The sequence below is a fragment of the Brevibacterium album DSM 18261 genome (assembly GCF_000426445.1).
Taxonomy (GTDB): domain Bacteria; phylum Actinomycetota; class Actinomycetes; order Actinomycetales; family Brevibacteriaceae; genus Brevibacterium; species Brevibacterium album.
On sequence record NZ_AUFJ01000011.1, the window covers coordinates 253,907 to 280,294 of the forward strand.

Sequence of the window (26,388 nt, forward strand, 5' to 3'; positions counted from 1 at the left end):
ATGGAGGAGCACGCAGGATGACGACCACCGTTGAGACCACGACCGGGGCCGCCGCCGTGACGCGGCGCAGAGCGTCGTCGGCGCTGTTCGCGCTCAGCCTGGGCGGATTCGGAATCGGGCTGACGGAATTCGTCATCGCCGGCCTCCTGACCGAGGTCGCCGTCGACCTCGGTGTCTCGATCAGCCGGGCCGGGCATCTCGTCGGCGCCTATGCCCTCGCCGTGGTTCCGGGAGCACTCCTCCTCACGCCGCTGCTCATGCACCGCCCGCCGAAGACGGCTCTCACGATGCTGCTGGGGTTCTTCGTCATCGGGAACGTGCTCTCGGCCTGGGCGCCCGGGTACGAGGTGATGCTCGCCGGACGGGTCGTCGCCGCCCTCGCGCACGGCGGCTATTTCGGCATCGGCGCCGTGCTCGCCGCCTCCCTCGTGCCCGCATCGAAGAGGGCGTCTGCCGTGGCGGCCCTGTTCGCGGGGCTCACGATCGCGAACGTCCTCGGTGTGCCCGCCGGTGCACTCGTGGGGCAGCAGCTCGGCTGGCGCACGGTGTTCTGGCTCATCAGCGCCCTCGGCGTCCTCGCGCTCGCCGGTCTGCTCACACTGGTGCCCCGCACTGATCCCGAACAGGACCGGCTGCCCGTCGCCCAGCAGTTCCGCGCCCTGGCGCGCCCGCAGGTGCTCGCCTCGCTGCTGACGACCGCGCTGGTGTTCGGCGGCATGTTCGGCGTGTTCACCTACATCGAGCCGCTGCTGCGCGAGGTCACCGGCTATTCGGCATCAGCGATCCCGTGGCTGCTGGTTGTCTTCGGGGCGGGTCTGTTCGCCGGTAACATCCTCGGCGGCAGAGCCGCGGACAGGAACCCCGACACCGCAGTGCTGGTCCTCGCGATCCTGCTGCCGGTCGTGACCCTGGGCCTCGGCGCGGTCGCGCGCATGCCGGTGCCCGTGGCGATCCTGCTGTTCATGCTCGGTCTGATCGGCTTCGCGACCGTTCCCGGGCTGCAGGCGCGCGTGATGCGGCACGCGCAGGGTGCGGCCACGCTGGCCTCGGCGACGAACATCGCCGCGTTCAACCTCGGCAACACCCTCGGCGTCGGCCTCGCAGGGGCGGTCATCTCCGCCGGATGGGGGCTGCACAGCCCGACCCTCACGGGCGCCGGGCTGACACTCATCGGTCTCGTCCTGATCGTGAGCGCGCGGATCGCCGCACGCCGTGGAGCTCATGGGCGGCGGGACACCGCTGCTGTCAGATGACCCGATCGGGCGGCGCCGGCCGGGTCTCCCTCAGCCCTGCCCGGAGTGGGCGAGCTCCCACTGGTGCCCATCGGGATCGAGGAGGTACCCCATGTAGAGGCCCATCTCCGGATCGACTGCGCCCTGCTGCGCAATCGCCCCGCCATGAGCGGTCGCAGTCTCCAACATGGCGTCGAGGTCAGGACGGGTCGCGACGGCGCAGCTGAGGATCACGCCGACGCCCGCAGCCGCGCTCGGGTATGCGACGCCGCGGCCCGCCTTCCTGCTGTACGACTCGAAAGCCCGCTCCTCGATGAGGAAGAGCGAGAGTCCCGGCAGCTCGACGGTGACGATCCCCTCGTCCACCGTGAGGCCCGGTATGCCGAACACGGCCCGGTAGAACTCCAGGGCGGTGTCCACGCTGCTCACAGGGAGGCACACGACGGTGCCGATGACACGGGATGCGGGTTCTGCACTCATGGCCGCCAGTCTAGGAGCCGGCCCCTCCCGGTGGAACTGCTATGCGGTCGACGTCAGCAGCCGCAGGGCGGCGGCGGATGCGCTGCCGGGCTCGGCTGTGTGGGTGAGGATGCGCTGCCCGTTGCCCTCGGGCAGGTGCAGCACCTCGTAGCGGAGCTCGAGCTCGCCGACCTCGGGATGGCGGAACCGCTTCGATCCGCTCGTGCACAGGCGCACATCATGCCCAGCCCAGAGGCGGGCGAACTCGGGGCTGTTCACCGACAGCTCCCCGACCAGTTCGGCCAGGCGACGGTCGTCGGCGAAGCGTGCGGCGACGTAGCGCAGGGAGGCGACGGCGAGAGCGGCCTCGTCCGCCCAGTCCCGGTGCAGATCGCGGGTGTGCTCGTCGAGGAACAGCAGCCGCAGCTGGTTCGGGCGGTCCGCCTCCCGGGCGGGAGCTCCGAAGTCGAGGTGGCCGGCCAGCAGGAGGTGCCCGGCGCGGTTCCAGGCGAGGATGTCGTTGAACCGGCCCAGCAGCAGCGCCGGCACCTCGCCCATCGCGTGCAGCAGCCGCTCCGCGCCGTGCCCTGCGACCTCCGGCAGTGAGGTGCGAGGCCGGCGGACCGTCACCGGACGGGCGAGTGCGTACAGGTGGGCTCGTTCGTCGGCATCGAGCAGGAGCGCGCGGGCGAGCGCGTCGATGATCGCATCGGAGGCGTTCTGCGACTGCCCCTGCTCCAGCCGGGTCAGGTAGGTGACCGAGACCCCGGCCAGCTGGGCCAGCTCCTCGCGGCGCAGGCCGGGCACCCGGCGGCGACCGTAGCTGGTGATGCCGACCTCAGCGGGGGTGAGGCGGTCCCGGCGCGAGCGGAGGAACTCGCCCAGTTCGGTGACCGGGCCGTCGGTGTCCAGGGACTGTGCTGACATGCACCCAGTGTCTCGCACGGGGGTGCGCGGAGCCTGACCCCGGCAGTGCCAGGCAAGCGCAGGCCAGGCACGTGCAGACCGGTCACCGCGGGGTTCTGGCTCTGCGGTGCGCGCAGTCCGAGGCTGGACGGCATGGGCACAGCAGAGACCACCTCATCAGCAGAGACCGCACCCTCGTCCGCCACCACCGCCGGGCCGATCTCGGAGCAGGGTTTCACCCCGCTCCAGAAGGTCGCCATGGCCGTCCTCCTGACGGCGAACTTCACGCTCGCCGTCGACTTCTCCATCCTCAACGTCGCGCTGCCGCACATCGGCGCGGAGCTCGGCTTCGCCACCTCCGCACTGCAGTGGATCGTCACCTCCTTCGCGCTCTGCGCGGCCGGGTTCACGCTGTTCTTCGGCCGGGTCGCCGACCTGTTCGGCCGCAAACGCCTGTTCCTGATCGGGATCGTGATCCTCGGCGCCTCCTCGCTCGCCGGCGGCCTCGCCGCCGAGCCGATGCTGCTCATCGCCGCGCGCCTCGGCCAGGGCATCGCCACCGCGATGGTCACGCCCGCCGCGCTCTCGCTGATGACGACGATGTTCCCCGAGGGGCCGGCCCGCTCCCGCGCGCTCGGCCTCAACGGCGCCCTCATGGCCGCAGGCTTCACCGCGGGCGCCGTCCTCGGCGGGCTGCTCACCGGGGCGGTGTCGTGGCGGTGGGCCTTCTTCCTCAACGTCGTCGTCGCCGTCGCGGTCATCGCACTCGCCCCGCTCGTCCTCCGCGAACCCGCCCGCGGGCCGCGCCCGAGGCTCGATGTGCCGGGCGCGGTGACCATCACTCTCGCGCTCGTCGCACTCGTGTTCGGGATCGACACCGCCGGGCATGCCGGCTGGGCGCATCCGGACAGCTGGGGGCCGATCCTCGCCGCCCTGCTCCTGTTCCTCGTGTTCCTGAAGATCGAGAGCCGCGTCGCGGAGCCCCTGGTCGCGCCCGCGCTGCTGAAGCGCCGCAGCATCGGCTGGGGCAACACCGCCGGCCTGCTCGCCTTCGGCACCTTCACCTCGCTCGTCTTCCTGCTCACGCTGTACCTGCAGGAGGTGCTCGGCTGCTCCGCGATCACGGCCGGGCTGATCCTCGGGGTGCTCGGGATCGGCACCGTCCTCGGCGGACTGCTCGCTCCGAGAGTCATCGGCAGGAGCAGCGCGAAGACGGCGATCGTCGGCGGCCTGCTCGTGCAGGCCGGTGCGACCCTGCCGCTTGCCTTCGTGAGCGACAGCCGCACCTGGCTGGTGCCGCTGCTGATCCTCACCTTCGCCGGCGGGATCGCGAACCTCGTCGCGATCGTCGGCTACACCGTCGCCTCCACGTCCGGCGTTCCCGCCGGTGAGCAGGGGCTGGCCACCGGGCTGGTGACGATGAGCCAGCAGGTCGGCATCGCGCTGGGCACTCCCGTCATGTCTGCGATCGCCACCGGTGTCGTCTCCGCGACGCTGCTGTCGGGCCTGCAGCTCGCGATCGGCGCCAATGCGGCCATCGCGGCCGCCGCGGCTCTCCTGCTCGCGATCTTCCTGCGCCTGCCCCGAGCCGCCGACCAGGAGCCGTCGGGCAGGAGGGGCAGCTGACGGCCGAGGCGGCCTCGGCGGCAGAGGAAGGACGGTGATCCCGGGAGGTCGCCCTGCGCGACCGCCGGGGCGTCACGGCTCCGATGCTCTGATCGCGTCGCGGACGGCAGGCAGCTCCGTGATGCCCTCTGCCGCGAGGAAGTGCCCCGCCCCGGGCACCACCTGCGCTGAAACGCCGAGTCGTGCGGCAAGACGATCGGTGTGTGCGGGCGGCACGATGGAGTCGTCGTCGGAGCGGATGACCGCGATCCGCCCGATGCGCTCCGTGAGCCCGGACACATCGCATCCCTCGCCGATGAAGGCATCAAGCTCGGGGAGGACGGGGAGCCGATCCGTGAAGCCCGAGACGAGCACCAGGGCGCCCAGCCGCCAGCCGCGGGAGAGCGAGCGCAGGGAGCGCAGCAGCGACAGGCAGCCGAGGCTGTGCGCAACCGCAACCGTGTGTGCATCGGGTGCGCCGAGGGCGGCTCGCACGCAGCTCTCCCACTGCTCCGGGCGCGGGTCGAGCGGCTGGGGCAGGGCGGGGACCTCGGTGCTGATGCCCTCGGCCTCGAGCTGCTGGGCGAGCCAGCCGAACCAGTGGTAGGCAGGAGTCGCACCGTAGCCGTGGAAGATGGCGGCACGCCGATGCGTTGTGCGTGGGGTTCTGGACGGTGCAGGTGTCATGGCACAGGACGCTAGAGGTTCACGCCAGCGTGAAGGTTAAATCGAGCAGGAGAAGCGAAGCATGCGGATCAGCGAACTCGCGAGGTTGACCGGGGTGAGCGCCAGAGCGCTGCGTCACTATGAAGACTGCGGCCTGCTGCGTCCCGAGCGCACCAGCGGCGGATATCGCAGCTACTCCGCAGACGATGTGACCCGTGTGGCGCAGGTCAGGGCCATGATCGACGCCGGCATGAACACCGCCGCCATCCAGCGGTACCTCGACTGCGCGCGCACCGGCGAGCACGGCACATCGCTCGAGATGTGCCCGGATCTCCGTGCCGAACTCGAGGCCCTGGTCACCCGCCTCGCAGCGAGGCAGGCCGAGCTCCGTGAGCGGCAGAGTCGGCTGCAGGCGCTCGTGCCCGCCGGCTGACGCCCGTTCTCGAAAGAAGCAGGCGCCGCTCGATGAGGACCGCCTCCGGCACGGCGGCACATCACCTGCGTCCCTCATGATGGGCCGTCTGCGGCGCTCGCCGCTCCGGAGTCGCGCGCAGCGCCGAGGTCAGAGCGGCCCACCCCTCAATAGGCGGCGGTCGTCGTGCGCGGTCCGCGGAAGCGGGCCTTCTTCGCCCGGTTGCCGCAGACGTTCATCGAGCACCAGCGGCGGTTCCGCCCCTGGCTGGTGTCGACGTACAGGCCCTGGCACTCGGGGTTCTCGCACGTCTTGACCCGACCGCGCTGCGGACCTCCGAACAGCATGACGGCATCGTGGGCGATGCGGCTCAGCGCTCCGCGCACGTGTCGTCCCGGCGCGGGCCTCCAGCTCAGCCCGGCCTCGGTGAGCTGGGGGCAGAGCTGATCCTCGCGGAGCAGGGCATTGAGCAGCTCCCGGTCCTCCTCGCGCATCGGCTCATCGCGGGCGATCGCAGTGCCGAGTCGATGGATCGCCTCGCGCAGCCGGTGGGCCGATGCCAGGTCGGCCGTGGTCGCTTGCTCACCGCCGACCGCGAGGTCGCCCGCGGCGAGCCAGTCGTCCAATCTCCCCGGAACGGGCAGGCGCTCGACCGGGGTTCCGTACCGGTCGCTGAGGGTCGCGGTGAAGCGGAACGCGAGCTGGTCGTTGTCGAGTCGGAATGCCGGTGCGTCTTCCGGGGGCGTGGCGGCAGAAGCAGTCATGGAACCACTTTAGACGGTTCCACCTCGGCCTCTCATGTATTCTGGAACCATCTCAGAGGGTTCCAGATGAAAGGCGGAGATGATGACTGATGTGACAGTGGTCGGCACGGGCGGCATGGGGGCGGCGATCGCCCGGAATCTGCTCGGTGCCGGGCACCGGGTGGCGGTGTGGAACCGGGATCGGGCAAGTCTCGCTCCGCTGGCCGATGCGGGTGCGGTGGCGCTGGAGCATGTGCGCGAGGCGTTCTCCTCACCGGTGGTGCTCTCGGTGCTCGCCGATGACGCGGCGGTGCGCGAGGTGTTCCTCGATTCCGGCGTGCTCCAGGCGGCCCCGCAGGGTGCCGTCCACGTCAACCTCGCGACGATCAGCCCGGCCCTGGCCGAGGAGGCCGCGCTGCTCCACGCCGAGCGCGAGGTCGGGTATGTGGCGGCGCCGATGTTCGGCGGAGTGCCGGTCGCCGAGGCCGGCAGGCTCAACCTCGTCACCGCCGGCGAGCCGGCCCTGCTCGCGCAGGTGCGCCCCTTGCTGGAGGCGATCAGCGCCGGCGTATGGGCGGTAGGTGAGTCGCCGCGACAGGCGAACGTCGTCAAAGTGGCCGGCCAGGTGCTCATCGCCTCGGCGATCCAATCGCTGTCCGAGGCCGTCGCGCTCGCCGAGCGCGGCGGCCTCGACGCCGGAACCGTGGTGGAGCTGTTCACCTCGACCATCACCCCCGGCCCCGTGTACTCGAACTACGGTGGGCGCATCGCGGCAGGTGAGTACACGCCGGCAGGGTTCACCCCGGTGCTGGGACGCAAGGACATCGATCTCGCGCGCGCCCAGGCCGCCTCGACGGGCCTGCGGCTGCCGGCGGCCGATCTGCTCTCCGGTCTGCTGACGGAGGCGATCGACGCCGGGCACGAGCGCGAGGACTGGGCCTCCCTCGCCGTCGTCCAGCGCCACCGCGATCTGCCCGAGGCCGCCCGATGACCGTGGCCGAGACCGTCGACACCCGGGCGGCCGCGCGGCTGCCGTGGACGGCGCTGCTGGCACTCGCCGCAGCTGGATTCCTCGCGATCTTCACCGAGACGATCCCCGCCGGCCTCCTCCCGCAGCTGGCGGAGGGCCTGGGGGTCTCCACGTCCGCCGCCGGACAACTCGTCACGCTCTATGCGGCTGGCTCTGTGCTCGCGGCGATTCCGCTGGTGGCGGCCGTTCGCCGGATCAGCCGCAAGAAGGTGCTGCTGGCGGCGGTGGGCGGTCTGTTCGTGTTCAACACGGTCACCGCGCTCGCGCCGTGGTATCCGCTCATCCTCGTCGCCCGTTTCATCGCGGGCGCCGCAGCCGCGCTGATCTGGGGCGTCCTGGCCGGATACGCCCGCAGGCTGGTCGTGCCCGCGCTGCAGGGGAGGGCGCTGGCGGTCACCGGGATCGGCCAGCCCATCGCGCTGGCAGCCGGGGTGCCGCTGGGCGCGCTGGCCGGTTCGCTGGTCGACTGGCGCTGGGTGTTCGCGGCGATCTCCGCCGCCGCGGTCCTGCTGGCGGTCTGGATCGCCGTCTCCGTGCCCGATGTCCCGGGCCTGGCGGCGGGCGCGCGGACGCCGCTGCGGCGGGTCGTGATGCTCCCCGGCATCTGTGCCGTGCTGGGTGCTGCGCTGCTGTGGGTGCTTGCGCACAACGTCCTCTACACCTACATCGCCCCGCTGCTGGCGCCCACCGGGCTGCGTGTGGACATCGGCCTGGCGATCTTCGGCCTCGCCTCGTTCATCGGGATCACCCTCACCGGCGTCGTCATCGACCGTGCGCTGCGTGCGACCGTGCTCGCCGCGCTCGGTCTCATGGGTGCGGCGAGTGCTGCGCTGGCATGGCCTGCGTCAGGAGCCGTCATCGTCGCGGTCGTGATCGCGGTCTGGGGACTCGGCTTCGGCGGCGCTCCCGCCCTGCTGCAGACCGCGCTCGCGGACAGGGCCGGAGAGCACACCGATGCCGCCCAGTCCGTGTTCGTCACCGTGTTCAACGCCGCAGTCGCCGGGGGCGGCCTCATCGGCGGTGCGATCCTTCTCACCGGAGCGACTGCTCCTGCACTGGCCTGGACCGCGTTCGGCCTGGTCATCGCGGCACTCGTCGTCACGGCGAGCAGGCGGACGCTGCCTCCCGGGCGACGGAGCGACTGAATGCCGTGCCGAATCAGGTCTCGTGGACCTTGCCCGCGGCGACGACGGCACGGATCGCGATGTGAGGCGCGGTCAGCCGGTGCTCTTGAGGAGTCCGGCGAGCGCTGACAGCGCCGGACTGGCGTGGTCGGTGCGCCAGACCAGTCCGAGCTGGCTGGTGGCTTCGAGGCCGCGGACGCCGAGGAAGCGCAGATCGGTGCGGGCATGGTGTTCGGTCACGGGACGGCAGGCGAGCATCGCGTAACGGCCCGAGGCCACCAGGCTCATGCCCTGGCCGATGCTGGTGATGCCGGTCGTGGACGGGATCGTCGTCCCGCTGGGGGTCACCGGCGGAGTGCGCGCGGTCTTCCAGTAGTCGGGGGCGTCTCCGATCCGGTGCAGGAGGTCGAGATCGGCGAGGTCCTCCAGGTCGAGGATGTCCCGGCCCGCAAGGGGGTGTTCGCTGCCGAGGGCGAGGAGCTGGTCCTGGGCAGGGAAGCGGAATCCGACCGTGAGTTCGGGTTCGTGCGCCGGAAGCTCGGCGATCACGGCGTCGACCTCGCCGTCGAGCACCGCCGTGAACGGGGAGCCGAGCGGGAGGTCATGGGTATGGACGGTGATGCCGTGCTGTTCGTGCAGTGTCCGGAACGCGGCGGTGATCTCCTCGTAGACCATGCCTGTGAATCCGATCCGCAGCTCCTCCAGCGCTCCGCGCATCGCCCGCTCGCGGGCGCGGGCGAACGTGCGCACCAGCCCGTGATAGGCCGGTCGCACCTCCTTGGCGAACTGCGCCCCGATCCGGGTCAGGGACACCCGGCGGCTGGTGCGTTCGACCAGGCGCGCCCCGATGCGTGCCTCCAGTTCGGCGATGAGCTGGCTGACCCGCGACTGTGACAGCCCGAGGCGTTCGGCGGAGCGCCCGAAGTGCAGTTCCTCGGCCAGGACGAGGAGGCACTCGATCTGCTGCACACGCGCCTGGTGCATCGTGGGAGTCCCGGTGCTCATGCCGCTGAGACTAGCAGCCGATCAATCAGCATGGCTCATCGTTCGATGAGAAGATCGGCGTTGCTCCGGCTCCTCGCAGACGATGGAGTGGAGGACATGAGCTCTTCTGTGTCTTCTGCTGATCCGGTCCGCGACGAGCGGACCGCCCTGCCCCAGTGGGTCGCCGTGGGCGTGCTCACGATCGCCACGTTCCTGGTGGTGACCTCCGAGATGCTGCCGGTCGGGGTGCTGACCCCGATGGCCGAGGGCCTGGGCATCTCTGCGGGCGCCACCGGCACCAGCCTCACCATCACCGGCCTGGTCTCGGCGGTCACCGCTCCCGTGGTGCCCCGGCTGCTGGGCGACCTCGACCGCCGGTCGGTCCTCGCGGCGGCGATGGTGGTCCTCGCCCTCGGCAACGCGCTCACGACCGTCGCCGGTGGCTTCGCCATGCTGGTGGTCTCGCGGATCATCCTCGGCCTCGGCATGGGCGTCGTGTGGGGCATGGCATCGGCGGTCGCAACCCGACTCGTCTCTCCCCGGAACATCGCCCTGGCCGTGTCCTTCGCAGTCAGCGGCGTCGCCTCGGCTTCTGTGCTCGGGGTGCCGCTGGGCACCTTCATAGGCAACGCATTCGGCTGGCGAGCCGCCTTTGGAACCCTCACCGTCCTGGCGCTGCTCGTCTCTGTCGCGCTCATGCTCGCCCTGCCGGTGCTGCGCAGACCCGAGGCGACCGGCGACGAGGCCGAGGCCGGATCGCGTCGCTCGCTCGCACGCCCGACCGTGCTCACCGGGCTGGTCGTCGTGGTGCTGCTGGTGACCGCGCACTTCGCCGCCTACACCTATATCCGCCCCGCACTCGAGGAGCTGCCCGAACTGTCGGCCAACACGATTGCGCTGCTGCTGTTGCTCTACGGCGTATTCGGGCTGATCGGCAACTTCGCCGCCGGTGCGGCTGCCGGACAACGTCCCGTGCTGACCGTAATGCTGCTGGCCGCCGGCATCACCCTCGCACTCGTCATCTTCGCCCTGTTCGGCACCCTCGCTCTCGCCGCGGGTATCGCGATCGCCCTGTGGGGTGTGGCCTACGGCGGCCTGTCCGTCGGTGCGCAGCTGTGGATGACGACCGCCGCGCCGGACCGCATCGAGCACGTCACCGGCCTCTATGTGGGTGTGTTCACCGCTTCCATCGCACTCGGTGCCGCGGCCGGCGGGCTCGTCGTGGAGGGCGCGGGCATCGTGATGCTGCTGTGGTCGACGGCGGCTCTGGCGCTGGCCTCCCTGCTGGTCGGGCTGATCGGGCCCGGTCCGAAGCACCGGCTGAGATCGGAGGCGTGATCGTCGACGAGGCTGTGAGCCGCTCGCGGTGCTGCGCGTCAGCCGCGCTTGCGCACACTCTCGGCGAGTTCCAGAACGGCCGCGACAAGGTCGGTGAGGCCGGGCTCTTCGCATGGGAAGTGCCCGCATTCGCGGAGCATGACCACCGTGCCGGGTGACGCGAGTCGCCGGAACACGCGCATGCTGAGTTCGACCGGGGTCCACGCATCGGCGCTGGGATGCAGCAGCGTCACCGGCGTCTGCATCGATTCGGGCGGCGCGTGCCTGTAGCGCAGCGCATCGGGATCATCGCTGTGGCGAGTTGGCCCCGCGCCAGGGCCGCGAGCGGGCCGCTGAGGATGCCGAAAACACCGAAGCGGGTCATGTGTGCACGGGCTCGCCAGTCTCTGGGATCGAGGAGGCAGGTAGCAGCGACAGCTGCGACGTGCGGCGAGTGTGCGGCCACCTCATAGGACAGCATGCCGCCGATGCTCGCACCGAGCAGGATCAGGGGCCGCCCGTCGTGCTCGGCCGCGACCAGATCGATGAGAAGCTGCACCCAATCGTCGTAGCGGACCTCCCCCGGGTTCGGCACAGCCGTGCGACCGTACAGCGGAAGGTCGACGGCGGCGATGTCGAGCCCGCGCTCGGCGAGCAGGGCCGCCAGCGGCCACAGGGCCCCGCTGTGGCCTCCCGCGCCGTGGATCACCAGCACCCGGACCGGCGCCTCAGCGCTGCGAGCTCGTGCGATGTGGACGTCATGACCCCGTCAGGCCCACCAGGTCGCCTCCGGTTCGTGCTCAGCGGCCGGACGCCGCTCGGGCGGAAGGAACGCGGCATAGGGGTTGGCTGGCACTGTTCCATCGTACTGACCGTGCAGCGGCCGGTCTTGACGCTCTCCGCGCTCCATCGCCGTGCGCCGGCAGTCTTGGGGTGCGAGGCCTACGCAAGTATGCCGAAAGTGATTGTAAACTTGTGCGCCAGTGGATGGTCCTGCTGACCAGGAAGCACGGTCCCCGCGTAGACGGGGGTGATCCGGACTCATCACGCACGCCTATCCGATCGCCTGGCTCGTCCGGCACGCCCTGAACGCTCCGGCCGTGTGGTGGCTCGGGCTGAGCGGCGCCCCGCCCAGCCGCCGAGCATCCTCATGGTCGACGACATGCGCCGACTCCGCCCCGATCTGCGCTGGGCGTGATTCTCTGAGCCCCTGAACTCGACGGAAAGACCGAGAGGCAGGCGGAACGCCGGCGCTCCGTCACTGACCGTTTCTGCATGGCACGCCTCGGGAATGCGCTCGCCCCGTCACTGTCACCCGCGGACTCGCGCCCAGGAGCACCGCCCCGCCGGGACCACCAGCGCATTTGCGGCATTCGAACACACGTTCGATACTTGTGTCATGTCCGTCGCGCCCGTGCTTCCGCTCCGCTCCGGGGAGAGCCCTGCGGCCGATCTCGGCCGTGCGCTCGGCATTCCCACCGCGACGATGCTGCTGGACAGGGTGCGGCCGCGGCCGGTCGATCCCGCGCTCGCGGGCCTCTTCGCCCGAGGCGGACTGCCCCGGGGTGAGATCGTCGCCCTCGCCGGCCGCCACGTCCTGGCCCTCGCCCTGGCCTGCTGCGCCGCCACGACAGCCGCGGGCGGATGGTGCGCGGGGATCGGCCTGGGGGAGCCCGCCGTGGCCGCACTCCGCGATATGGGCATCGAGCTCTCCCGCTTCGTCTGCCTCCGGACCCCGGCGCAGGACTGGATGCGCGTGGTCTCCGTCCTCGTCGACTCCTTCGCCGTCCTGGTCGTGGCGCCCGGCTTCGCGGCCTCCGCGGCAGAGCGCGCCCGGCTGGAGGCCAAGCTGCGCGAGAGCGGTGCGACGCTCCTGTTCCTCGAGGACGGGGAGCATGATGCACGACCCGGCAGCTCCAGCAGTCGCGGCAGGAGAGCAGGCGGCACAGGCACGCGCGCCAGGGGCGAGCGCATCGAGGTGCTGGGCGAGGACTGGGACGGCCTCGAGCACGGAGCGGGCAGGCTGCTGCGGCGCAGACTCCGGCTGCGCAGCGCGCGCACGGGCGAGCACTGCCTCGTGCTGCCCGATCCGCAGGGCCGCGTGCGTGCCGTGTCGCAGGGGCTCTCCGCCGTCCCGCAGCCGTCTGAGGCACACCCGCAGCCGTCCGAGGCGCACACCCCCGCGGGGACTCTCCGCGTGCTCCCGGGCGGCGCGGCGGACCGCACGGGAACCGCAGGCGGCACGCCATGAGCGCCCGCACCCTCGCCCTCATCGTCCCCGACTGGCTCGCGCTCGCCGCCGCCGGCGAGGCCGAGCTCGCTCCCACCGCCCCCGTCGCGGTGGTGCGCGCCGGACGCGTCGTGTCCTCCACGGCACAGGCGCGCGCCCTCGGGGTGGAGCGCGGCCAGCGTGTGCGCCTGGCCCGCAGACTGTGCCCGGAGCTCGCGCTCTTCGGCGCGGACCGGGACCGGGAGGAGCGCCTCTTCTCCCCGTTGATCGACGCACTCGAGGGCGTCGTCGCTCGCTTCACCGTGCTGGGGCCGGGCGCCGTGGGCGTGCCCGCAGACTCGCTGCGCCGCACTCACGCCGAGGAGGCCTCGGCGGTGGAGGAGATCCTCGACCGCCTCACCCGGGACTCCGGCTGGGAGTTCCGTCCCGGCCTCGCGGACACGGTGCCGGCCGCCCTCCTCGCCGCACAGCACAGCCACCGGGTTCCGCCGGGGGAGACCCCGGCCTTCCTCGGGGAGCTGCCCATCGGCGCGCTGGAGGTGCTCCACCTCCTCGACGAGGCGATCGAGGAGGACGCGCTCCTCGACCTCCTCAGCGTGCTGCGCCGGCTGGGCATCACCACCCTCGGCGCGCTGGGCGGCCTCACGGGTGCGGACGTGGGCACGCGCTTCGGGGAGCTCGGCCTCCGCTGCCGCCGGCTCGCCCTCGGTGAGGACACCCCGGTGCTCCCCGAGCACCTCCGCACCGCCGAGCTGCAGGTCGCAGCACCGCTCGACCCGCCCACTCCGCGCACGGACGTCCTCTCGTTCCGCGCGCGGACGGCAGCGGCGGAGCTCTTCGCGACCGTCCGCGCCCGGGGGCTGGCCTGCACGCAGGTGACGATCCGGCTGCAGGTGCCCTCGGGAGCGGCGAGCACGCGCACCTGGCGGCTCGAGGACATGGACGAGGGGCGGGTCGCGGACAGGGCACGATGGCAGGCCGAGGGCTGGCGGGCGAGCGCGGGGGAGGCTCCCGCAGACGGCGAGGCGCTCGCCGAGGACGAGGGCGTCGCGCTCATCACGCTCATCGCCGCCGAGCTCGCCCCGCCCCTGTCGACCCAGCACTCCCTGTTCGGCGAGGACGCGGGCACCGGCTCCGTGGCCCACAGCCTGGAGCGCCTGCAGGGGCTCTTCGGACCGGACGCCGTGCTCGTCCCCGCACTGCAGGGCGGCCGTGACCCGGGGGAGACGAACATGTGGACCCCCTGGCAGCAGGCTCCGCAGCCGGACCGCGACCCCGCCGCGCCCTGGCCCGGCGCCGTCCCGCGGCCGCATCCCGTCCGCGTCCTCGACACGCCGGTGGAGCTGCTCGACGCCCGGGGACGGGACATCGCGGCGCGGCCGGGCGGCCTCGGCGGCGTCCCGGCCGAGCTCAGGGTGCCGGGAGCCGGCTCCCACCGCATCGTCGACCACTCCTCGGCCTGGCCCCTCGAGACCGGCTGGTGGGAGCCGGGGCAGGAGCAGTACCGCACCCGCCTGCAGGTGCTCGCCGCGGACGGCACGGCCTTCCTCCTGTGCAAGGAGCAGGGCCGGTGGCGCCTCCTGGGGGAGTACGCATGAGCCCGCAGACCTCCCGGCGCATCCCCTACGCCGAGCTCCATGTCCACTCGGACTTCAGCTTCCTCGACGGCGCCTCGGAGCCGGAGGAGCTCGTGGCGACCGCCGCGGCGGCCGGGCTCACGGGGCTCGCGCTCACGGACCACAACGGCCTCTACGGAGCACCCCGGTTCGCCGCGGCGGCCGCCGCGCACGCTCTGCCCACGGTCTTCGGCGCGGAGCTCTCGATCGGACTGTCCGAGCGGATTCCCGGCCAGGTCGATCCCGCCGCCGAGCATCTGCTCGTCCTCGCCCGCGGGGTCGCAGGCTACCGCGCGCTCTCCGCGGCGATCACGGAGGCCAATCTCGCAGGCGAGAAGAACCGGCCGGTGTTCGAACGGGAAGCGCTGCTCGCGCACACCCGCGAGTCCGGGCACTGGCAGCTGCTCACGGGATGCCGCAAGGGGGCGCTGGCCCGGGCGCTCGCCGATCCGGACGACCCCGACGGCGGGCTCACCGTCCTGCGCCGGCTGGCCGCTGCCGCCGGCCGGGACAACCTCGCCGTCGAGCTCACCCGCGCGGGTCTGCCCGACGACGACGAGCGCATCCGCCACCTCACGGAGCTCGCCGCCCGCACCGGCCTGCGCACCGTTGCCACGAACGCCGTGCACTACGCCACCCGCGCCCGCTTCCGCGATGCCTGCGTCCGGGCCGCCGTCCGCGCCCGCCGCCCGCTCGCGGACATGGCCGGCTGGCTGCCGCCCACCGCCGCCGCCCGCATCCGCTCGGGGGAGGAGATGTCCGCCCTCTTCTCCCGCACCGCTGTGACCGATGCCGCCGCTCTGTCCGCCGAGGCCGCCTTCAGCCTCCGCCTCGCCGCCCCGGAGCTGCCGCGGGCGCCCATGCCGGCCGAGGACGTCGCCGCCGGCGTCACGGAGTGCGCGCGCCTCCGCGCCCTCGTCGAGGCCGGCGGCCGGGAGCGCTACGGCACCCGGGCGGCACGGCCGGACGCCTGGGCGAAGATCGAGCGCGAGCTCGAGGTCATCGAGCGGATGGGCTTCTGCGGCTACTTCCTCATCGTCCACCACATCGCGGCCTTCTGCCGTCAGCAGGACATCTACTGCCAGGGGCGCGGCTCGGCGGCGAACTCCGCGGTCTGCTACGTGCTGCGCATCACCGAGGTCGATGCGGTGAGGTTCGATCTCCTCTTCGAGCGCTTCCTCACCCCCGAACGCACCGGCTACCCGGACATCGACATCGACATCGAGTCCGACCGCCGCGAGGAGGTCATCCAGCACGTCTACTCCCACTACGGCCGCGACCGTGCCGCCCAGGTCGCCAATGTCATCACCTACCGCGCCAAGTCCGCCGTCCGGGACGCCGCGGCCGCACTCGGCTACGAGCCCGGCCAGCAGGATGCGTTCTCCAAGGGGATGCACCGCTGGTCGGACCTGCCGGAGCCGGCGGGCACGGAACCGGGAGCAGAGGCCGGGGAGGAGGCGTCCGAGGTGCCCGCCGAGGTGCTCACGTACGCCCGCGGCCTCCTCGGCACGCCCCGCCACATGGGCATCCACTCCGGCGGGATGATCCTCGCCGACCGGCCCATCGGCGAGATCGTCCCCATCGAACCCGCGACGATGGCCGAGCGCACCGTCGTCCAGTGGGACAAGGACGACTGCGCGGCGATGGACCTCGTGAAGTTCGACCTGCTGGGCCTGGGCATGCTCACCGCCCTCCACGAGATGCTCGACCTCGTGGCCGCGCACACGGGGGAGCGCATCGACCGCGCGGACATCCCCGCGGAGGATCCGGAGGTCTACGACATGCTCTGCGCCGGCGACGCCGTGGGCGTCTTCCAGGTGGAGTCCCGCGCGCAGATGGCGACCCTGCCGCGGCTGGGCCCACGCAGCTTCTACGATCTGGCCGTCCAGGTCGCCCTCATCCGGCCGGGGCCCATCCAGGGCGGCTCCGTCCACCCCTACCTCCGCCGCAAGCAGAAGCGGGAGGCGCCCACCTATCTCCATCCGCTGCTCGAGCACAGCCTGGGCCGGACGCTGGGCGTGCCGCTGTTCCAGGAGCAGCTCATGCAGATGGCGATGGACGTGGCCGGCTTCAGCGGGCGGGACGCGGACGAGCTGCGGCGGGCCCTGGGCGCCAAGCGCTCCGCACCGGCGCTCGCACGGCTCTCCGCCCGCTTCCTCTCAGGCGCCCGCCAGCGCGGGGTCCCGCAGGACACCGCACAGGCGATCTTCGACCAGATCTCGGCGTTCTCCGGCTTCGGCTTCCCGGAGTCCCATGCCATGAGCTTCGCCAAGCTCGTGTACGAATCGGCCTGGCTCAAGCGCCACCACCACGCCGCCTTCACCGCCGGGCTGCTGCGCGCACAGCCCATGGGCTTCTACTCGCCCCAGTCCCTGCTCGCCGATGCCCGCCGCCACGGGGTGCGGACCCTTCCCGTGAGCGTCCATCATTCCCGCGCGCAGGCGGACCTCGAACCGGATGCGGACTCCGCCGGCGGCCTCGCCCTCCGGCTGGGACTGGCCTCCGTGCGGGGGATGAGCGCGGCCTCGGCCGAGGCCGTGGTCGCCGCGCGCGAGGAGGCCGGCGGGCGCTTCGCCTCCCCGGGCGATCTGGCCCAGCGCGCAGGCCTGAGCCGGGAGGCTCTGGAGGGCCTGGCGACGGCAGGGGCGTTCGCCTGTCTGGGACTCGACCGCAGGCAGGCCCTCTGGATCGCGGGCGCGCAGGCAGGCGCCTCGCCCGCGGTGCTGGCGGGCACCTCGGGCCCGGAGACCGCTCCCGCCCTGCCCGGGATGGACGCCTTCGAGGAGACCCTGGCCCAGCTGTGGGCGACCGGGGTGACCGCCGAGGGCTATCCCACCCGGCTCCTGCGCGAGCGGCTGAGGGAGCGCGGCTACGGCTCCACCGCGGATGCGCTCGCCGCGGAGCCGAACACCCGGGTGACGATCGCCGGCATCGTCACCCACCGTCAGCGGCCGGGCACCGCCGGAGGCGTGACGTTCTTCAACCTCGAGGACGAATGCGGCATGCTCAACGTCGTGTGCACCCCCGGGCTGCTGCGCCGGCACCGGCGCATCGCGCTCACGCACAACGTCCTCGCGATCACCGGGATCATCCAGCGCGCCGAGGTGGCTGAGGGCTCCCGCGGCCGGGTCGTGAGCCTGTACGCGGACCGGCTCGTGCCGGTCGAGACGGAGCTGCCCGCGCGCTCGCGCGATTTCCGGTAGTACGGGCTCTGTGACGCAGTGTGACGTCATATGACATGCGGGGACCCGCTTCGTCACACGGACCGTGACCATGAGTGCATGACTGCTTTCGAGACGCTCCAGATCCACGCAGGCCAGGAGCCGGACTCACAGACCGGTGCGCGCGCCCTGCCCATCTACCAGACGACCTCGTTCGTGTTCGACAGTCAGCAGACGGCCGCCGACCGCTTCGCGCTCGCCGAGCTCGGCCCCATCTACACCCGCCTGGGCAACCCCACCAATGAGACGGTGGAGGCCCGCGTCGCCGCGCTCGAGGGCGGGGTGGGGGCGGTGCTGCTGGCCTCGGGGCAGTCCGCGGAGTTCCTCGCGATCGCGAACGTCGCAGGCGCCGGCGACCACATCGTCGCGAGCGCGAGCCTCTACGGCGGCACCTACAATCTGCTCGACGTCACCCTGCGCAAACTGGGCATCGAGACCACCTTCGTCACGGATGCGGCGAACCCGCAGGCGTGGAAGGACGCGGTCCGGGAGAACACGAAGGCGTTCTTCGGCGAGTCCATCGCGAACCCCCGCTCCGAGATCCTCGACATCGCCGCCGTCGCCGCCGTCGCGCACGAGACCGGCGTCCCGCTCATCGTCGACAACACCATCGCCACCCCCTACCTGCTGCGGCCCATCGAGCACGGCGCCGATGTCGTCGTCCACTCGGCGACGAAGTTCCTGGGCGGCCACGGCACCTCGATCGCCGGCGTCATCGTGGACTCGGGCAACTTCGACTACGGCCGCCACCCCGAGCGCTTCCCCGGCTTCAACGAGCCCGATGCCTCCTACAACGGCCTCGTCTACGCCCGCGATCTGGGCCCCGACTCGCCCTTCGGCGCCAATGTCTCCTACGGGATCAAGATCCGCGTGCAGCTCCTGCGCGACCTCGGTCCGGCGGCCTCCCCGTTCAACGCCTTCCTCATCGCCCAGGGCATCGAGACGCTGAGCCTGCGCATGGAGCGCCATGTGGAGAACACGCAGAAGGTCCTCGACTTCCTCGACGGCCACCCCCAGGTCGAGGCCATCCAGTACGCGAGCCACCCCTCGAGCCCCTGGCACTCCCTCGCGCAGAAGTACGTGCCCAAGGGCGCGGGCTCGGTGCTCGGCTTCACGATCGCGGGCGGCTTCGACGCCGCGGTGAAGTTCGTCGACGCCCTCGAGCTGCACTCCTACGTCGCGAACATCGGCGACGTCCGCTCGCTCGCGATCCACCCGGCCTCGACGACGCACTCCCAGCTCTCCGCCGAGGCCCAGCTCGCGGCCGGGGCAGGCCCGGCCTTCGTGCGCCTGGCCGTGGGCCTGGAGGGCATCGAGGACATCCTCGCGGACCTCGAACGCGGATTCGCGGCGGCGAAGACTGCATGACCGCCGAGCCCCTGGCCCCCACGGCAGAGCCCGCCGAGGTCCGCGCGCACAGCCACCGCTCGCTCGGCATCGGCGAGCTGCGGCTGGAGAGCGGTGCGGTCCTGCCGGAGGTGACGCTCGCCTTCGACACCTACGGCGCGCTCTCCCCGCACGGCGACAACGCGATCCTCGTCGAGCACGCGCTCACGGGCGATTCGCACGCCCACGAGTGGTGGCCGGGGCTCATCGGGCCGGGGCTGGCGCTGGACACGGACCGCTTCTTCGTCGTGTGCGCGAACGTGCTCGGCGGCTGCTCGGGCTCCACGGGGCCCACCAGTCCGGACCCCGAAGACCCCGAGGGACGGCCCTACGGCGGCCGCTTCCCGCACATCACGGTCCGGGACACCGTCTCAGCCGAGCTCCGGCTCGCCGATCTGCTCGGCATCGAGCGCTGGCATGCGGTCCTCGGCGGTTCGATGGGCGGGGCGCGGGCACTGGAGACCGCGCTCATGGCACCCGAGCGCGTGGCCCGCACAGGCATCCTGGCGGCACCGGCGCACTCGGAGGCCGACCAGATCGCCTGGGGCCACATCCAGCTCCAGGCGATCCGCAGCGATCCCGCGACCGGCCTCGGCATCGCGCGGCAGATCGCGCACCTGACCTACCGGGCCGATGTCGAGCTCAACCACCGCTTCGGCGCGGACCAGCAGGCGACCGGCGTCCCGGCCGAGCACGCGGGAGACCGCTACTACTCGATCCAGAGCTACCTCGACCACCAGGCGGCGAAGCTCATGCGCCGGTTCGACGCCGAATCCTATGCGGTGCTCACGCAGGCGCTCATGGACCACGATGTGCGCCGCGGCCGCAGCAGTGATCTCAGAACCGCGCTCGCCGGGGCCGGCGGGGAGTTCCTCGTCGCGGCGGTGAGTTCCGACCGGCTCTACACCCCCGAGCAGGTGCGCCGCCTCGCCGAGGCCCTGCCCGGCTCCGTGCCGTGTGAGACCATCACGAGCTGGGCCGGGCACGACGGCTTCCTCACGGAATCGGCGCAGGTCGCCGAGCTGCTCCGGGAGTTCCTGGACTGAGCCGCTTCCCACCCGAAATGCCGCTGGACGCCCCGACGTACATGGGCGTCCAGCGGCATTTCGGGTGGGTGGGGAGTTCAGCCCCGCTTCTTGGCCCGGCGGCGCAGCTCCTTCTCGTCCACCGGCCAGTCCGCGCGGGCGCGGGCCCTGCGGTAGTACTCGCGCGCCTCGGCCTGGCGCTCGCGCTCCGCGTCCTCGGCGATGGGCGCCCGACGCTGCTGCGGTCCGTAGCCGAAGGCGGCGACGAGCTCCACGGCGTCCGCGGCGAGCTTGGTGCACAGCCGGTCGACCGTCTCCTCGATGAGGCGGGCCCGTGCCATCGGCAGCCGGCCGTACATGAGGTGCCAGGCCATGTGCCGGCTGAGCAGGGTGAGGCCGTGAAGGTCTCGGATGCGGCGCAGCGCCTTCGCCTCGGCCGGCGCATGCCCGGCGTCCTCCAGCCGGTGCATCGCCTCGTTGAGGCTGCGCCACTTGAGCAGCTCCACATAGGCGATCGCGGCCTCGACGAGTTCGTTCTGATGGCGGTTGAACAGCTCCGCGCCCGCCGCCGGGCTCATCTTCGCGGCCGGGCGCAGCGCCTGGGCGAGCCCTGACACCATCGTCTCCACGCGGTCGGCCAGCAGCGCCTCCTGCACCTTGCCGGAGCGGATCCGCTTCTCCTTGACGGGAGCGGTGACGAGATCGCCGATCGCGCGGCCCACGTTCGCCAGGCCCGTGCGGTGGAGCGTGTGCTCGGCGGCCTGTGCGCCGATGAAGCGCGCCGCGCCGCCGAAGTCGATGTCCCGGAACTCCTCCGCGTAGTCCTGCAGCAGGCGCTTGCCCACGAGCTGGAGGAGGACGGTGTTGTCGCCCTCGAAGGTCGCGTAGACGTCGAGGTCCGCGTGCAGGCCCACGAGGCGGTTCTCGGCCATGAAGCCGGCGCCGCCGCAGGCCTCGCGGCACTCCTGGACGGTGTCGAGGGCGGCCCAGGTGCTCAGCGCCTTGAAGCCGGCGGCCTGGGTCTCGAGCACCTGGCGGGTCTCATCGGTGTCCTCGGCCCCGGAGAAGACCCGCTCGAAGGACTGCAGGAGGGTCTCGTGCGCGATCGCGTGGGCATAGGCCTCGGCCAGGCGCGGCATGAGGCGGCGCTGATGCCGCTGGTAGTCGAGCAGGCGGGTCTCCTCGAGGGAGGAGGCCGAGGCGAACTGCCGGCGCTGGTCCGCATAGCGCACCGCGATGTCGAGGGCGAGCTTCTGGCCCACGACCGCGGCCCCGTCGAGGGAGACGCGGCCCTGCACGAGCGTGCCGAGCATCGTGAAGAAGCGGCGGCCCGGCGAGTCGATGGGCGAGGAGTAGGTGCCGTCGGCGGCCACGGCGCCGTAGCGGGTGAGCAGGTTCTCGCGCGGCACGCGCACCCGGTCGAAGGCGATGCGGCCGTTGTCCACGCCCAGCAGGCCGCCCTTCTTGCCGTCGTCCTCGAAGGACACGCCCGGCAGGGGCGCGCCGTCCTCGGTGCGGATCGGCACGACGAGGGCGTGGACGCCGTGGTTGACCCCGTTCGTCACGAGCTGGGCGAAGACCACGGCGGCGCGGCCGTCGCGCGCGGCGTTGCCGATGTACTCCTTGGTGGCGGCGCGGAAGGGCGTGTGGACGACGAACTCGCCGGTGTCCGGCTCGTAGGTCGCGGTGGTGCCGAGCTCGGCGACGTCCGAGCCGTGGCCGATCTCCGTCATCGCGAAGCAGCCCAGCAGCCGCCCGCTCACGGCGTCGTCGAGCCAGCGCGCGTGCTGCTCCTCGTTGCCCAGGTGCTGGATGGCCCCGGCGAAGAGGCCGAACTGCACCCCGGCCTTGATCTGCAGGCTGGGGGAGGCGGCGACGAGCTCCTCGAAGCCGGCGACGTACTCGCCGTGGGAGTTCCGTCCGCCCATCGCCTCGGGCAGCGGCAGGCGGCTGAGTCCGGACTCCGCGACGAGCCCCACTCCGGCCGTCGTCGCCGCGCGCAGCTCCTCGAGCGAGCCCCCGGCGGGCAGGTGGGCGCGGGGGTCGGCGGCCATCTCACGGCCGCGCCTGCGGGCGGCGGCCCAGCTGCCGTCGAGCACCTCGGTGAGGACCGAGGGGGAGAGCGCTGTCGCGTTCTTCGAGGGTGCTGCTGTCGTGTTCACATCGCGTCCTTTCGGGTGGCGGTGCTCGGGGCGCGGGAGGCCCAGAGCCAGTCGGTGAGCCTGTCTGCGAAGGCGGCGGGATCGGTGGGCTCCTCGAGCCAGGCGAGCGTGCAGCTGCGCACGAACCCAGCCGCGCCCGCGGCCCACATCCGGTCCTCGGGGGCGGAGAGCCCCATGCGCGCGCACAGGAGTTCGGCGACATCGGTGTGGAGGGCGCCGCTGCCGATGTCCGGGGTGAGCGCAGAATCGCAGAAGCGGTAGACCGCGGGCGAGCGCATGCCCAGCCGGAGGAAGGCCGCGATCATCGCCCGCAGGCTCCTGCGGGGATCGGCCTCGGCCTGGCCGGCCTCGTCCAGCGAGGTGCGGATGACGCCGGTCGCCCATTCCGCCATCGCGAGGGTGAGACCGCTCCTGTCGCCGAAGTACCGGTAGATCACCGTCTTGGAGGTGCCCGTGGCCTCGGCGAGGGCATCCATCGACAGCGTCTCGCCGCGGGCGTCGATGGCCCGCCTCACGGAGCGGAGCAGCTCGCGGCGGCGGGTGCGGCGATGCTCCTCCCAGCGCGCGCTGCGCCCATCGACTTCCTGTTTCATGTGACCGACGGTATCAGGTACTGTCGGTACCGGTGAATTCGCTCACAGCGGCCCTCGCGCCCGCGACGGCATCGTCCGCAGCCACCTGCACAAGGGAGAGAACATGACGACCACCCCGACACCGCACACCATCCGCCGGGCCGCGATCCTCGGCGGCAACCGCATTCCGTTCGCCCGGGCGAACAAGCAGTACGCGCGCGCCTCGAACCAGGACATGCTCACGAGCACCCTCGACGGCCTCATCGCCCGCTTCGGCCTCGCAGGGGAGAGGCTGGGCGAGGTCGCCGGCGGCGCCGTCCTCAAGCACTCGAAGGACCTCAACCTCACCCGCGAGGCCGTTCTCGGCTCCGCCCTCGCACCCACCACACCGGCCCTCGACCTGGGCCAGGCGTGCGCCACGGGGCTCGAGTCCGTCGTGACGATCGCCCAGAAGATCCGGCTGGGCCAGATCGACTCCGGCGTCGGTGCGGGTGCGGACTCGGCCTCGGACGCGCCCATCGCGGTGAGCGAGGAGATGCGCCAGGTGCTGCTCGAGGTCTCACGCGCGCGGACGGTCGGACAGCGGCTGAGGGCGCTGGCCCGCCTGCGTCCGGCGGACCTTGCACCGCAGGCGCCCTCCAACGGCGAGGCGCGCACGGGGCTGTCGATGGGCGAGCACCAGGCTCTCACCACGGCGGAGTGGGGGATCGGCCGCGAGGAGCAGGACGCGCTCGCGCTCGCCTCCCACCAGAACCTCGCAGCGGCCTGGGAGCGGGGCTTCTTCGACGACCTCGTCACCCCGTATCTGGGGGTCACACGGGATGCGAACCTCCGCGCGGACTCCACGGCGGAGTCGCTGGCGAAGCTCTCGCCGGTGTTCGGCCGCGGGCTCAGCGCCGAGCCGACCATGACGGCCGGGAACTCGACCCCGCTCACGGACGGCGCCTCGGCGGTGCTCCTGTCCTCCGAGGACTGGGCGGCCGAGCGCGGACTGACGCCGCTCGCCTACCTCGCCGATGCCGAGGTCGCGGCCGTGGACTTCGTCAGCGGTGAGGAGGGGCTCCTCATGGCACCCGCATACGCGGTGCCCAGGCTCCTGGCGCGCAACGGGCTCACCTTCGCGGACTTCGACGTGTTCGAGATCCACGAGGCCTTCGCCTCGACGGTGCTGTGCCACCTGGCCGCATGGGAGAGCGAGGAGTTCTGCACGCAGCGGCTGGGCCTGCCCGCCGCACTCGGCGCGATCGACCGGGAGAAGCTCAATCCCAACGGCTCCTCGCTGGCGGCCGGGCACCCCTTCGCGGCGACCGGCGGGCGCATCATCGCCTCCGTCGCCAAGCACCTGCACGAGACGGGCGGCAGGCGCGCGCTCGTGTCCGTCTGCGCGGCGGGCGGCCAGGGCCTCACCGCCATCGTGGAAGCCTGAGACCGAGACGATCCCGGACCGGAGACAGTGGAGACAGCCATGACGAAGCACACCGACACCTACACCGAGCTCGCCAACGGGCCCCTGAAGCTCCTGGTGAAGAAGCTGGGCCTGCCCAGCCCCGTCCCCCTGCGCAGGTTCTCTCAGGGCGCCTATCTGCCAGAGCCGGTGCTCGTGCTCGGCCCGTCCGCGGCCGCGGACACCTATGCCGAGCTCCTCCTGGACAACGGCTTCGACGTCCGCCGCACACCCACCTCGGAGAAGCTCTCCGCGGTGCTCGCGTTCCTCGACGAAGCGGACGATCCCGCCGCCCTCTCCCGGACCGCGCTCGAGGTGGGCGGGGCGCTGCGCAGCCTCGTGCGGTGCGCGCGGGTCATCACCTTCTCCCGGACGCCGGGGACCGCGCAGCACCCGGACGCGGACCTCGATCCCGCGCTCGCCGCCGCGCGCAACGGCGTCACGGGCCTCACTCGCTCGCTCGCCCACGAGATGCGCGCGGGCGGCACCGCCAACGGCATCGTCGTGGCCGATGGCGTGCCCATGGACGCGCCGAGCGCGCGGGCGGCCCTGTGGTTCCTGCTGTCGTCGAAGTCCGCCTATGTCTCCGGGCAGTTCCTCGAGATCGGCTCCGTGGTGGGCGCGGAGCTCAGCGCGCAGGAGTTCACCGGCCGCACGCTCGCGGGCCGGACCGCCGTCGTCACGGGTGCGGCTCGGGGGATCGGTGCGGCCATCGCGGAGACGCTCGCGCGGGAGGGCGCCACGGTGCACGGCGTGGACGTGCCTCAGGCCGGCGACGCGCTCGCGGCCACGATGAACCGCGTGGGCGGCAGGGCGCTGCAGCTCGACATCACGGCGGCGGATGCGGCCTCGGCCATCGCCTCCCATGTGGGCGGGCCGGTCGACATCCTCGTGAACAACGCCGGGATCACCCGCGACCGGATGCTCGCGAACATGGACGCCGGCCGCTGGGACTCCGTCCTGGAGGTCAACATCGGCGCCCAGCTGCGCCTGAACGCCGGGCTCACGGAGGCCGGTGCGTGGGGGAGCAGCCCCCATGTGGTCTCGCTCGCCTCGATCTCCGGCATCGCGGGCAACCGCGGCCAGACCAACTATGCGGCCTCGAAGGCGGGGGTCATCGGGATGACGGCGGCCTCGGCGGGTGCGTTCGCCGCGCTCGGAGGCTCTGTGAACGCCGTGGCTCCCGGATTCATCGAGACCGAGATGACGAAGAAGGTGCCCGTCCTCACCCGTGAGCTGGGCAGGCGCGTGTCCAGTCTCCAGCAGGGCGGGCTGCCGCAGGACGTGGCCGAGGCCGTCGCCTTCCTGGCCTCGGACGCGGCCGGCGGGATCAACGGCTCCACACTGCGGGTGTGCGGCCAGAACATGATGGGGGCATGATGCTGAGGACCTATGCGCAGGGGGCGCTGCAGAGCCTGCGGCTGCGACTCCGCCCGGCGGCCAGCGGCGATCTCTCGCGGGTGGCCGGACCGCAGGCCGAGCGGCGCCGCATCGAGTTCGTCGCCGACCCCCAGCGGGTCGCGGAGTTCTGCCGGGTGGTGGGGGAGCCGGTGGGCAACACCGTGCCGGTGACCTGCCTGCACGCGGAGGCCTTCGGCGCATCGCTTGAGCTCATGAGCCGGCCGGACTTCCCGCTGCCGCTCATCGGGATGGTCCACCTCGCGAACTCCGTCACCCAGCACCGGCCGGTCGAGGTGGGGGAGACGGTCGTCGCCGAGGTGTGGATCGTGGAGCTGCGGGCGCATCCGAAGGGCACCGAGGTGGTCGTCACCGTGCGCTTCGAGGTTGCCGGTGAGATGCGTGTCGAGGAGACCTCGACGATGCTCGCCAAGGGCATCACGCTGGAAGGTGCGGCCCCGGCCGCGGATGCGCGGCGGAAGGACTTCACCCCTCCCGAGGCGCCGACGCAGCGGTGGCGGTTCACGGGCGCGGATGCGAGCGCCTATGCCCGGGTCTCCGGCGATCGCAATCCCATCCACCTGAGCGCGGCGGCGGCGAAGGCGTTCGGGTTCCCGGCTCGCATCGCGCACGGCATGCACACCGCGGCGCGGGCGCTGGCCGCCGCACAGGTGCGCACGCGCCCATTCTCCTGGGAGGTCGAGTTCGCAAGCCCCGTGCTGCTGCCGGGCACGGTCTCCGTCCGCATGCGGAATCTGCCCGCCGAGACGGTGACGGAGGTGTGGAGTCCGAAGAAGGGACGGCCGCACATGTTCTCGCGGATCGCACTGCGCTGAGACTTCCCTCACATGGTGTC

The 26,388-nt window shown here is 72.1% G+C and carries 23 protein-coding genes; 14 read left to right on the forward strand and 9 right to left on the reverse strand.

From position 1 onward, the window contains the following. Positions 1–17 precede the first annotated feature (17 nt). Positions 18–1,253: an MFS transporter gene (locus K318_RS0108500; RefSeq protein ID WP_029089186.1), complete on the forward strand. Its 1,236-nt coding sequence runs from the start codon at positions 18–20 to the stop codon at positions 1,251–1,253. 30 nt (positions 1,254–1,283) lie between these two features. Here the strand turns inward: K318_RS0108500 and K318_RS0108505 are convergent, their stop codons facing one another. Both K318_RS0108505 and K318_RS0108510 read right to left on the reverse strand, forming a co-directional pair. Further along, positions 1,284–1,712 (reverse strand): VOC family protein, encoded by a 429-nt coding sequence (locus tag K318_RS0108505; protein WP_035281146.1) that lies wholly within the window; start codon positions 1,710–1,712, stop codon positions 1,284–1,286. 39 nt (positions 1,713–1,751) lie between these two features. After that, entirely contained in the window at positions 1,752–2,618 is an 867-nt protein-coding gene (locus tag K318_RS0108510) for a helix-turn-helix transcriptional regulator (protein WP_051297719.1), read from the reverse strand. 132 nt (positions 2,619–2,750) lie between these two features. On the opposite strand from K318_RS0108510, the gene K318_RS20400 reads away from it, so the two are divergent. Next, positions 2,751–4,223, forward strand: coding sequence for an MFS transporter (locus K318_RS20400; protein WP_084499881.1), 1,473 nt, complete (start codon positions 2,751–2,753; stop codon positions 4,221–4,223). Between the two features lie 72 nt (positions 4,224–4,295). On the opposite strand, the gene K318_RS0108520 is transcribed toward K318_RS20400, so the two are convergent. Continuing rightward, positions 4,296–4,889 (reverse strand): RBBP9/YdeN family alpha/beta hydrolase, encoded by a 594-nt coding sequence (locus K318_RS0108520; RefSeq protein WP_051297720.1) that lies wholly within the window; start codon positions 4,887–4,889, stop codon positions 4,296–4,298. Positions 4,890–4,950: 61 nt separating this feature from the next. On the opposite strand from K318_RS0108520, the gene K318_RS0108525 reads away from it, so the two are divergent. Beyond that, positions 4,951–5,301, forward strand: a complete 351-nt coding sequence (locus K318_RS0108525; protein ID WP_029089190.1) for a MerR family transcriptional regulator — start codon at positions 4,951–4,953, stop codon at positions 5,299–5,301. Between the two features lie 146 nt (positions 5,302–5,447). Here K318_RS0108525 and K318_RS0108530 read toward each other — a convergent pair whose 3' ends face one another. Next, positions 5,448–6,044 carry a CGNR zinc finger domain-containing protein gene (locus K318_RS0108530; RefSeq protein ID WP_029089191.1) on the reverse strand — a complete coding sequence of 199 codons (597 nt, stop codon included), beginning with the start codon at positions 6,042–6,044 and terminating at the stop codon, positions 5,448–5,450. 82 nt (positions 6,045–6,126) lie between these two features. On the opposite strand from K318_RS0108530, the gene K318_RS0108535 reads away from it, so the two are divergent. Then, the gene (locus tag K318_RS0108535; protein WP_029089192.1) at positions 6,127–7,014 is read left to right on the forward strand and encodes an NAD(P)-dependent oxidoreductase; all 888 of its coding nucleotides are present in this window, start codon (positions 6,127–6,129) and stop codon (positions 7,012–7,014) included. Next, complete coding sequence (locus K318_RS0108540) at positions 7,011–8,198, forward strand: MFS transporter (RefSeq protein ID WP_051297721.1); 1,188 nt, start codon at positions 7,011–7,013, stop codon at positions 8,196–8,198. Before K318_RS0108535 ends, K318_RS0108540 begins: the two co-directional genes overlap by 4 nt. Before the next feature lie 72 nt (positions 8,199–8,270). Here the strand turns inward: K318_RS0108540 and K318_RS0108545 are convergent, their stop codons facing one another. After that, positions 8,271–9,182 carry a LysR family transcriptional regulator gene (locus K318_RS0108545; protein WP_051297722.1) on the reverse strand — a complete coding sequence of 304 codons (912 nt, stop codon included), beginning with the start codon at positions 9,180–9,182 and terminating at the stop codon, positions 8,271–8,273. A 96-nt stretch (positions 9,183–9,278) separates the two neighbouring features. Here K318_RS0108545 and K318_RS0108550 point away from each other — a divergent pair, with 96 nt between their 5' ends. Next, the gene (locus tag K318_RS0108550) at positions 9,279–10,499 is read left to right on the forward strand and encodes an MFS transporter (protein ID WP_029089195.1); all 1,221 of its coding nucleotides are present in this window, start codon (positions 9,279–9,281) and stop codon (positions 10,497–10,499) included. Between the two features lie 38 nt (positions 10,500–10,537). Here K318_RS0108550 and K318_RS25225 read toward each other — a convergent pair whose 3' ends face one another. Further along, the gene (locus tag K318_RS25225; RefSeq protein WP_211233306.1) at positions 10,538–10,732 is read right to left on the reverse strand and encodes an alpha/beta fold hydrolase; all 195 of its coding nucleotides are present in this window, start codon (positions 10,730–10,732) and stop codon (positions 10,538–10,540) included. Beyond that, complete coding sequence (locus K318_RS25230) at positions 10,729–11,193, reverse strand: alpha/beta hydrolase (RefSeq protein WP_211233307.1); 465 nt, start codon at positions 11,191–11,193, stop codon at positions 10,729–10,731. Before K318_RS25230 ends, K318_RS25225 begins: the two co-directional genes overlap by 4 nt. A 684-nt stretch (positions 11,194–11,877) precedes the next feature. Here K318_RS25230 and K318_RS23640 point away from each other — a divergent pair. The 5 genes from K318_RS23640 to metX all read left to right on the forward strand — a co-directional run bounded on the left by K318_RS23640 (position 11,878) and on the right by metX (position 19,977). Continuing rightward, positions 11,878–12,729, forward strand: coding sequence for a hypothetical protein (locus tag K318_RS23640; protein ID WP_051297723.1), 852 nt, complete (start codon positions 11,878–11,880; stop codon positions 12,727–12,729). Then, on the forward strand, positions 12,726–14,306 hold the full coding sequence (locus K318_RS0108565) for a DNA polymerase Y family protein (RefSeq protein WP_029089196.1): 1,581 nt from the start codon (positions 12,726–12,728) through the stop codon (positions 14,304–14,306). The genes K318_RS23640 and K318_RS0108565 overlap by 4 nt, the downstream gene beginning before the upstream one ends. After that, on the forward strand, positions 14,303–17,527 hold the full coding sequence (locus tag K318_RS0108570; protein WP_029089197.1) for an error-prone DNA polymerase: 3,225 nt from the start codon (positions 14,303–14,305) through the stop codon (positions 17,525–17,527). The genes K318_RS0108565 and K318_RS0108570 overlap by 4 nt, the downstream gene beginning before the upstream one ends. Positions 17,528–17,605: 78 nt before the next feature. Further along, entirely contained in the window at positions 17,606–18,913 is a 1,308-nt protein-coding gene (locus tag K318_RS0108575; protein WP_029089198.1) for an O-acetylhomoserine aminocarboxypropyltransferase/cysteine synthase family protein, read from the forward strand. Next, positions 18,910–19,977: a homoserine O-acetyltransferase MetX gene (gene metX, locus K318_RS0108580; protein WP_029089199.1), complete on the forward strand. Its 1,068-nt coding sequence runs from the start codon at positions 18,910–18,912 to the stop codon at positions 19,975–19,977. The genes K318_RS0108575 and metX overlap by 4 nt, the downstream gene beginning before the upstream one ends. 77 nt (positions 19,978–20,054) lie before the next feature. Here the strand turns inward: metX and K318_RS20415 are convergent, their stop codons facing one another. Both K318_RS20415 and K318_RS23645 read right to left on the reverse strand, forming a co-directional pair. Then, positions 20,055–22,118, reverse strand: a complete 2,064-nt coding sequence (locus K318_RS20415; RefSeq protein ID WP_035281150.1) for an acyl-CoA dehydrogenase family protein — start codon at positions 22,116–22,118, stop codon at positions 20,055–20,057. Next, a complete protein-coding gene (locus tag K318_RS23645) occupies positions 22,115–22,711 on the reverse strand; it encodes a TetR/AcrR family transcriptional regulator (RefSeq protein ID WP_051297724.1) in 597 nt (198 codons plus the stop codon). Before K318_RS23645 ends, K318_RS20415 begins: the two co-directional genes overlap by 4 nt. Before the next feature lie 103 nt (positions 22,712–22,814). On the opposite strand from K318_RS23645, the gene K318_RS0108595 reads away from it, so the two are divergent. The 3 genes from K318_RS0108595 to K318_RS20425 are packed head-to-tail and all read left to right on the forward strand — an operon-like array spanning position 22,815 to position 26,368. Continuing rightward, positions 22,815–24,116, forward strand: coding sequence for an acetyl-CoA C-acetyltransferase (locus K318_RS0108595; protein ID WP_029089200.1), 1,302 nt, complete (start codon positions 22,815–22,817; stop codon positions 24,114–24,116). Positions 24,117–24,155: 39 nt separating this feature from the next. After that, the gene (locus tag K318_RS0108600) at positions 24,156–25,514 is read left to right on the forward strand and encodes a 3-oxoacyl-ACP reductase (protein ID WP_029089201.1); all 1,359 of its coding nucleotides are present in this window, start codon (positions 24,156–24,158) and stop codon (positions 25,512–25,514) included. After that, positions 25,511–26,368, forward strand: coding sequence for a MaoC/PaaZ C-terminal domain-containing protein (locus K318_RS20425; protein WP_035281152.1), 858 nt, complete (start codon positions 25,511–25,513; stop codon positions 26,366–26,368). The genes K318_RS0108600 and K318_RS20425 overlap by 4 nt, the downstream gene beginning before the upstream one ends. The last annotated feature ends 20 nt before the right edge of the window (positions 26,369–26,388 follow it).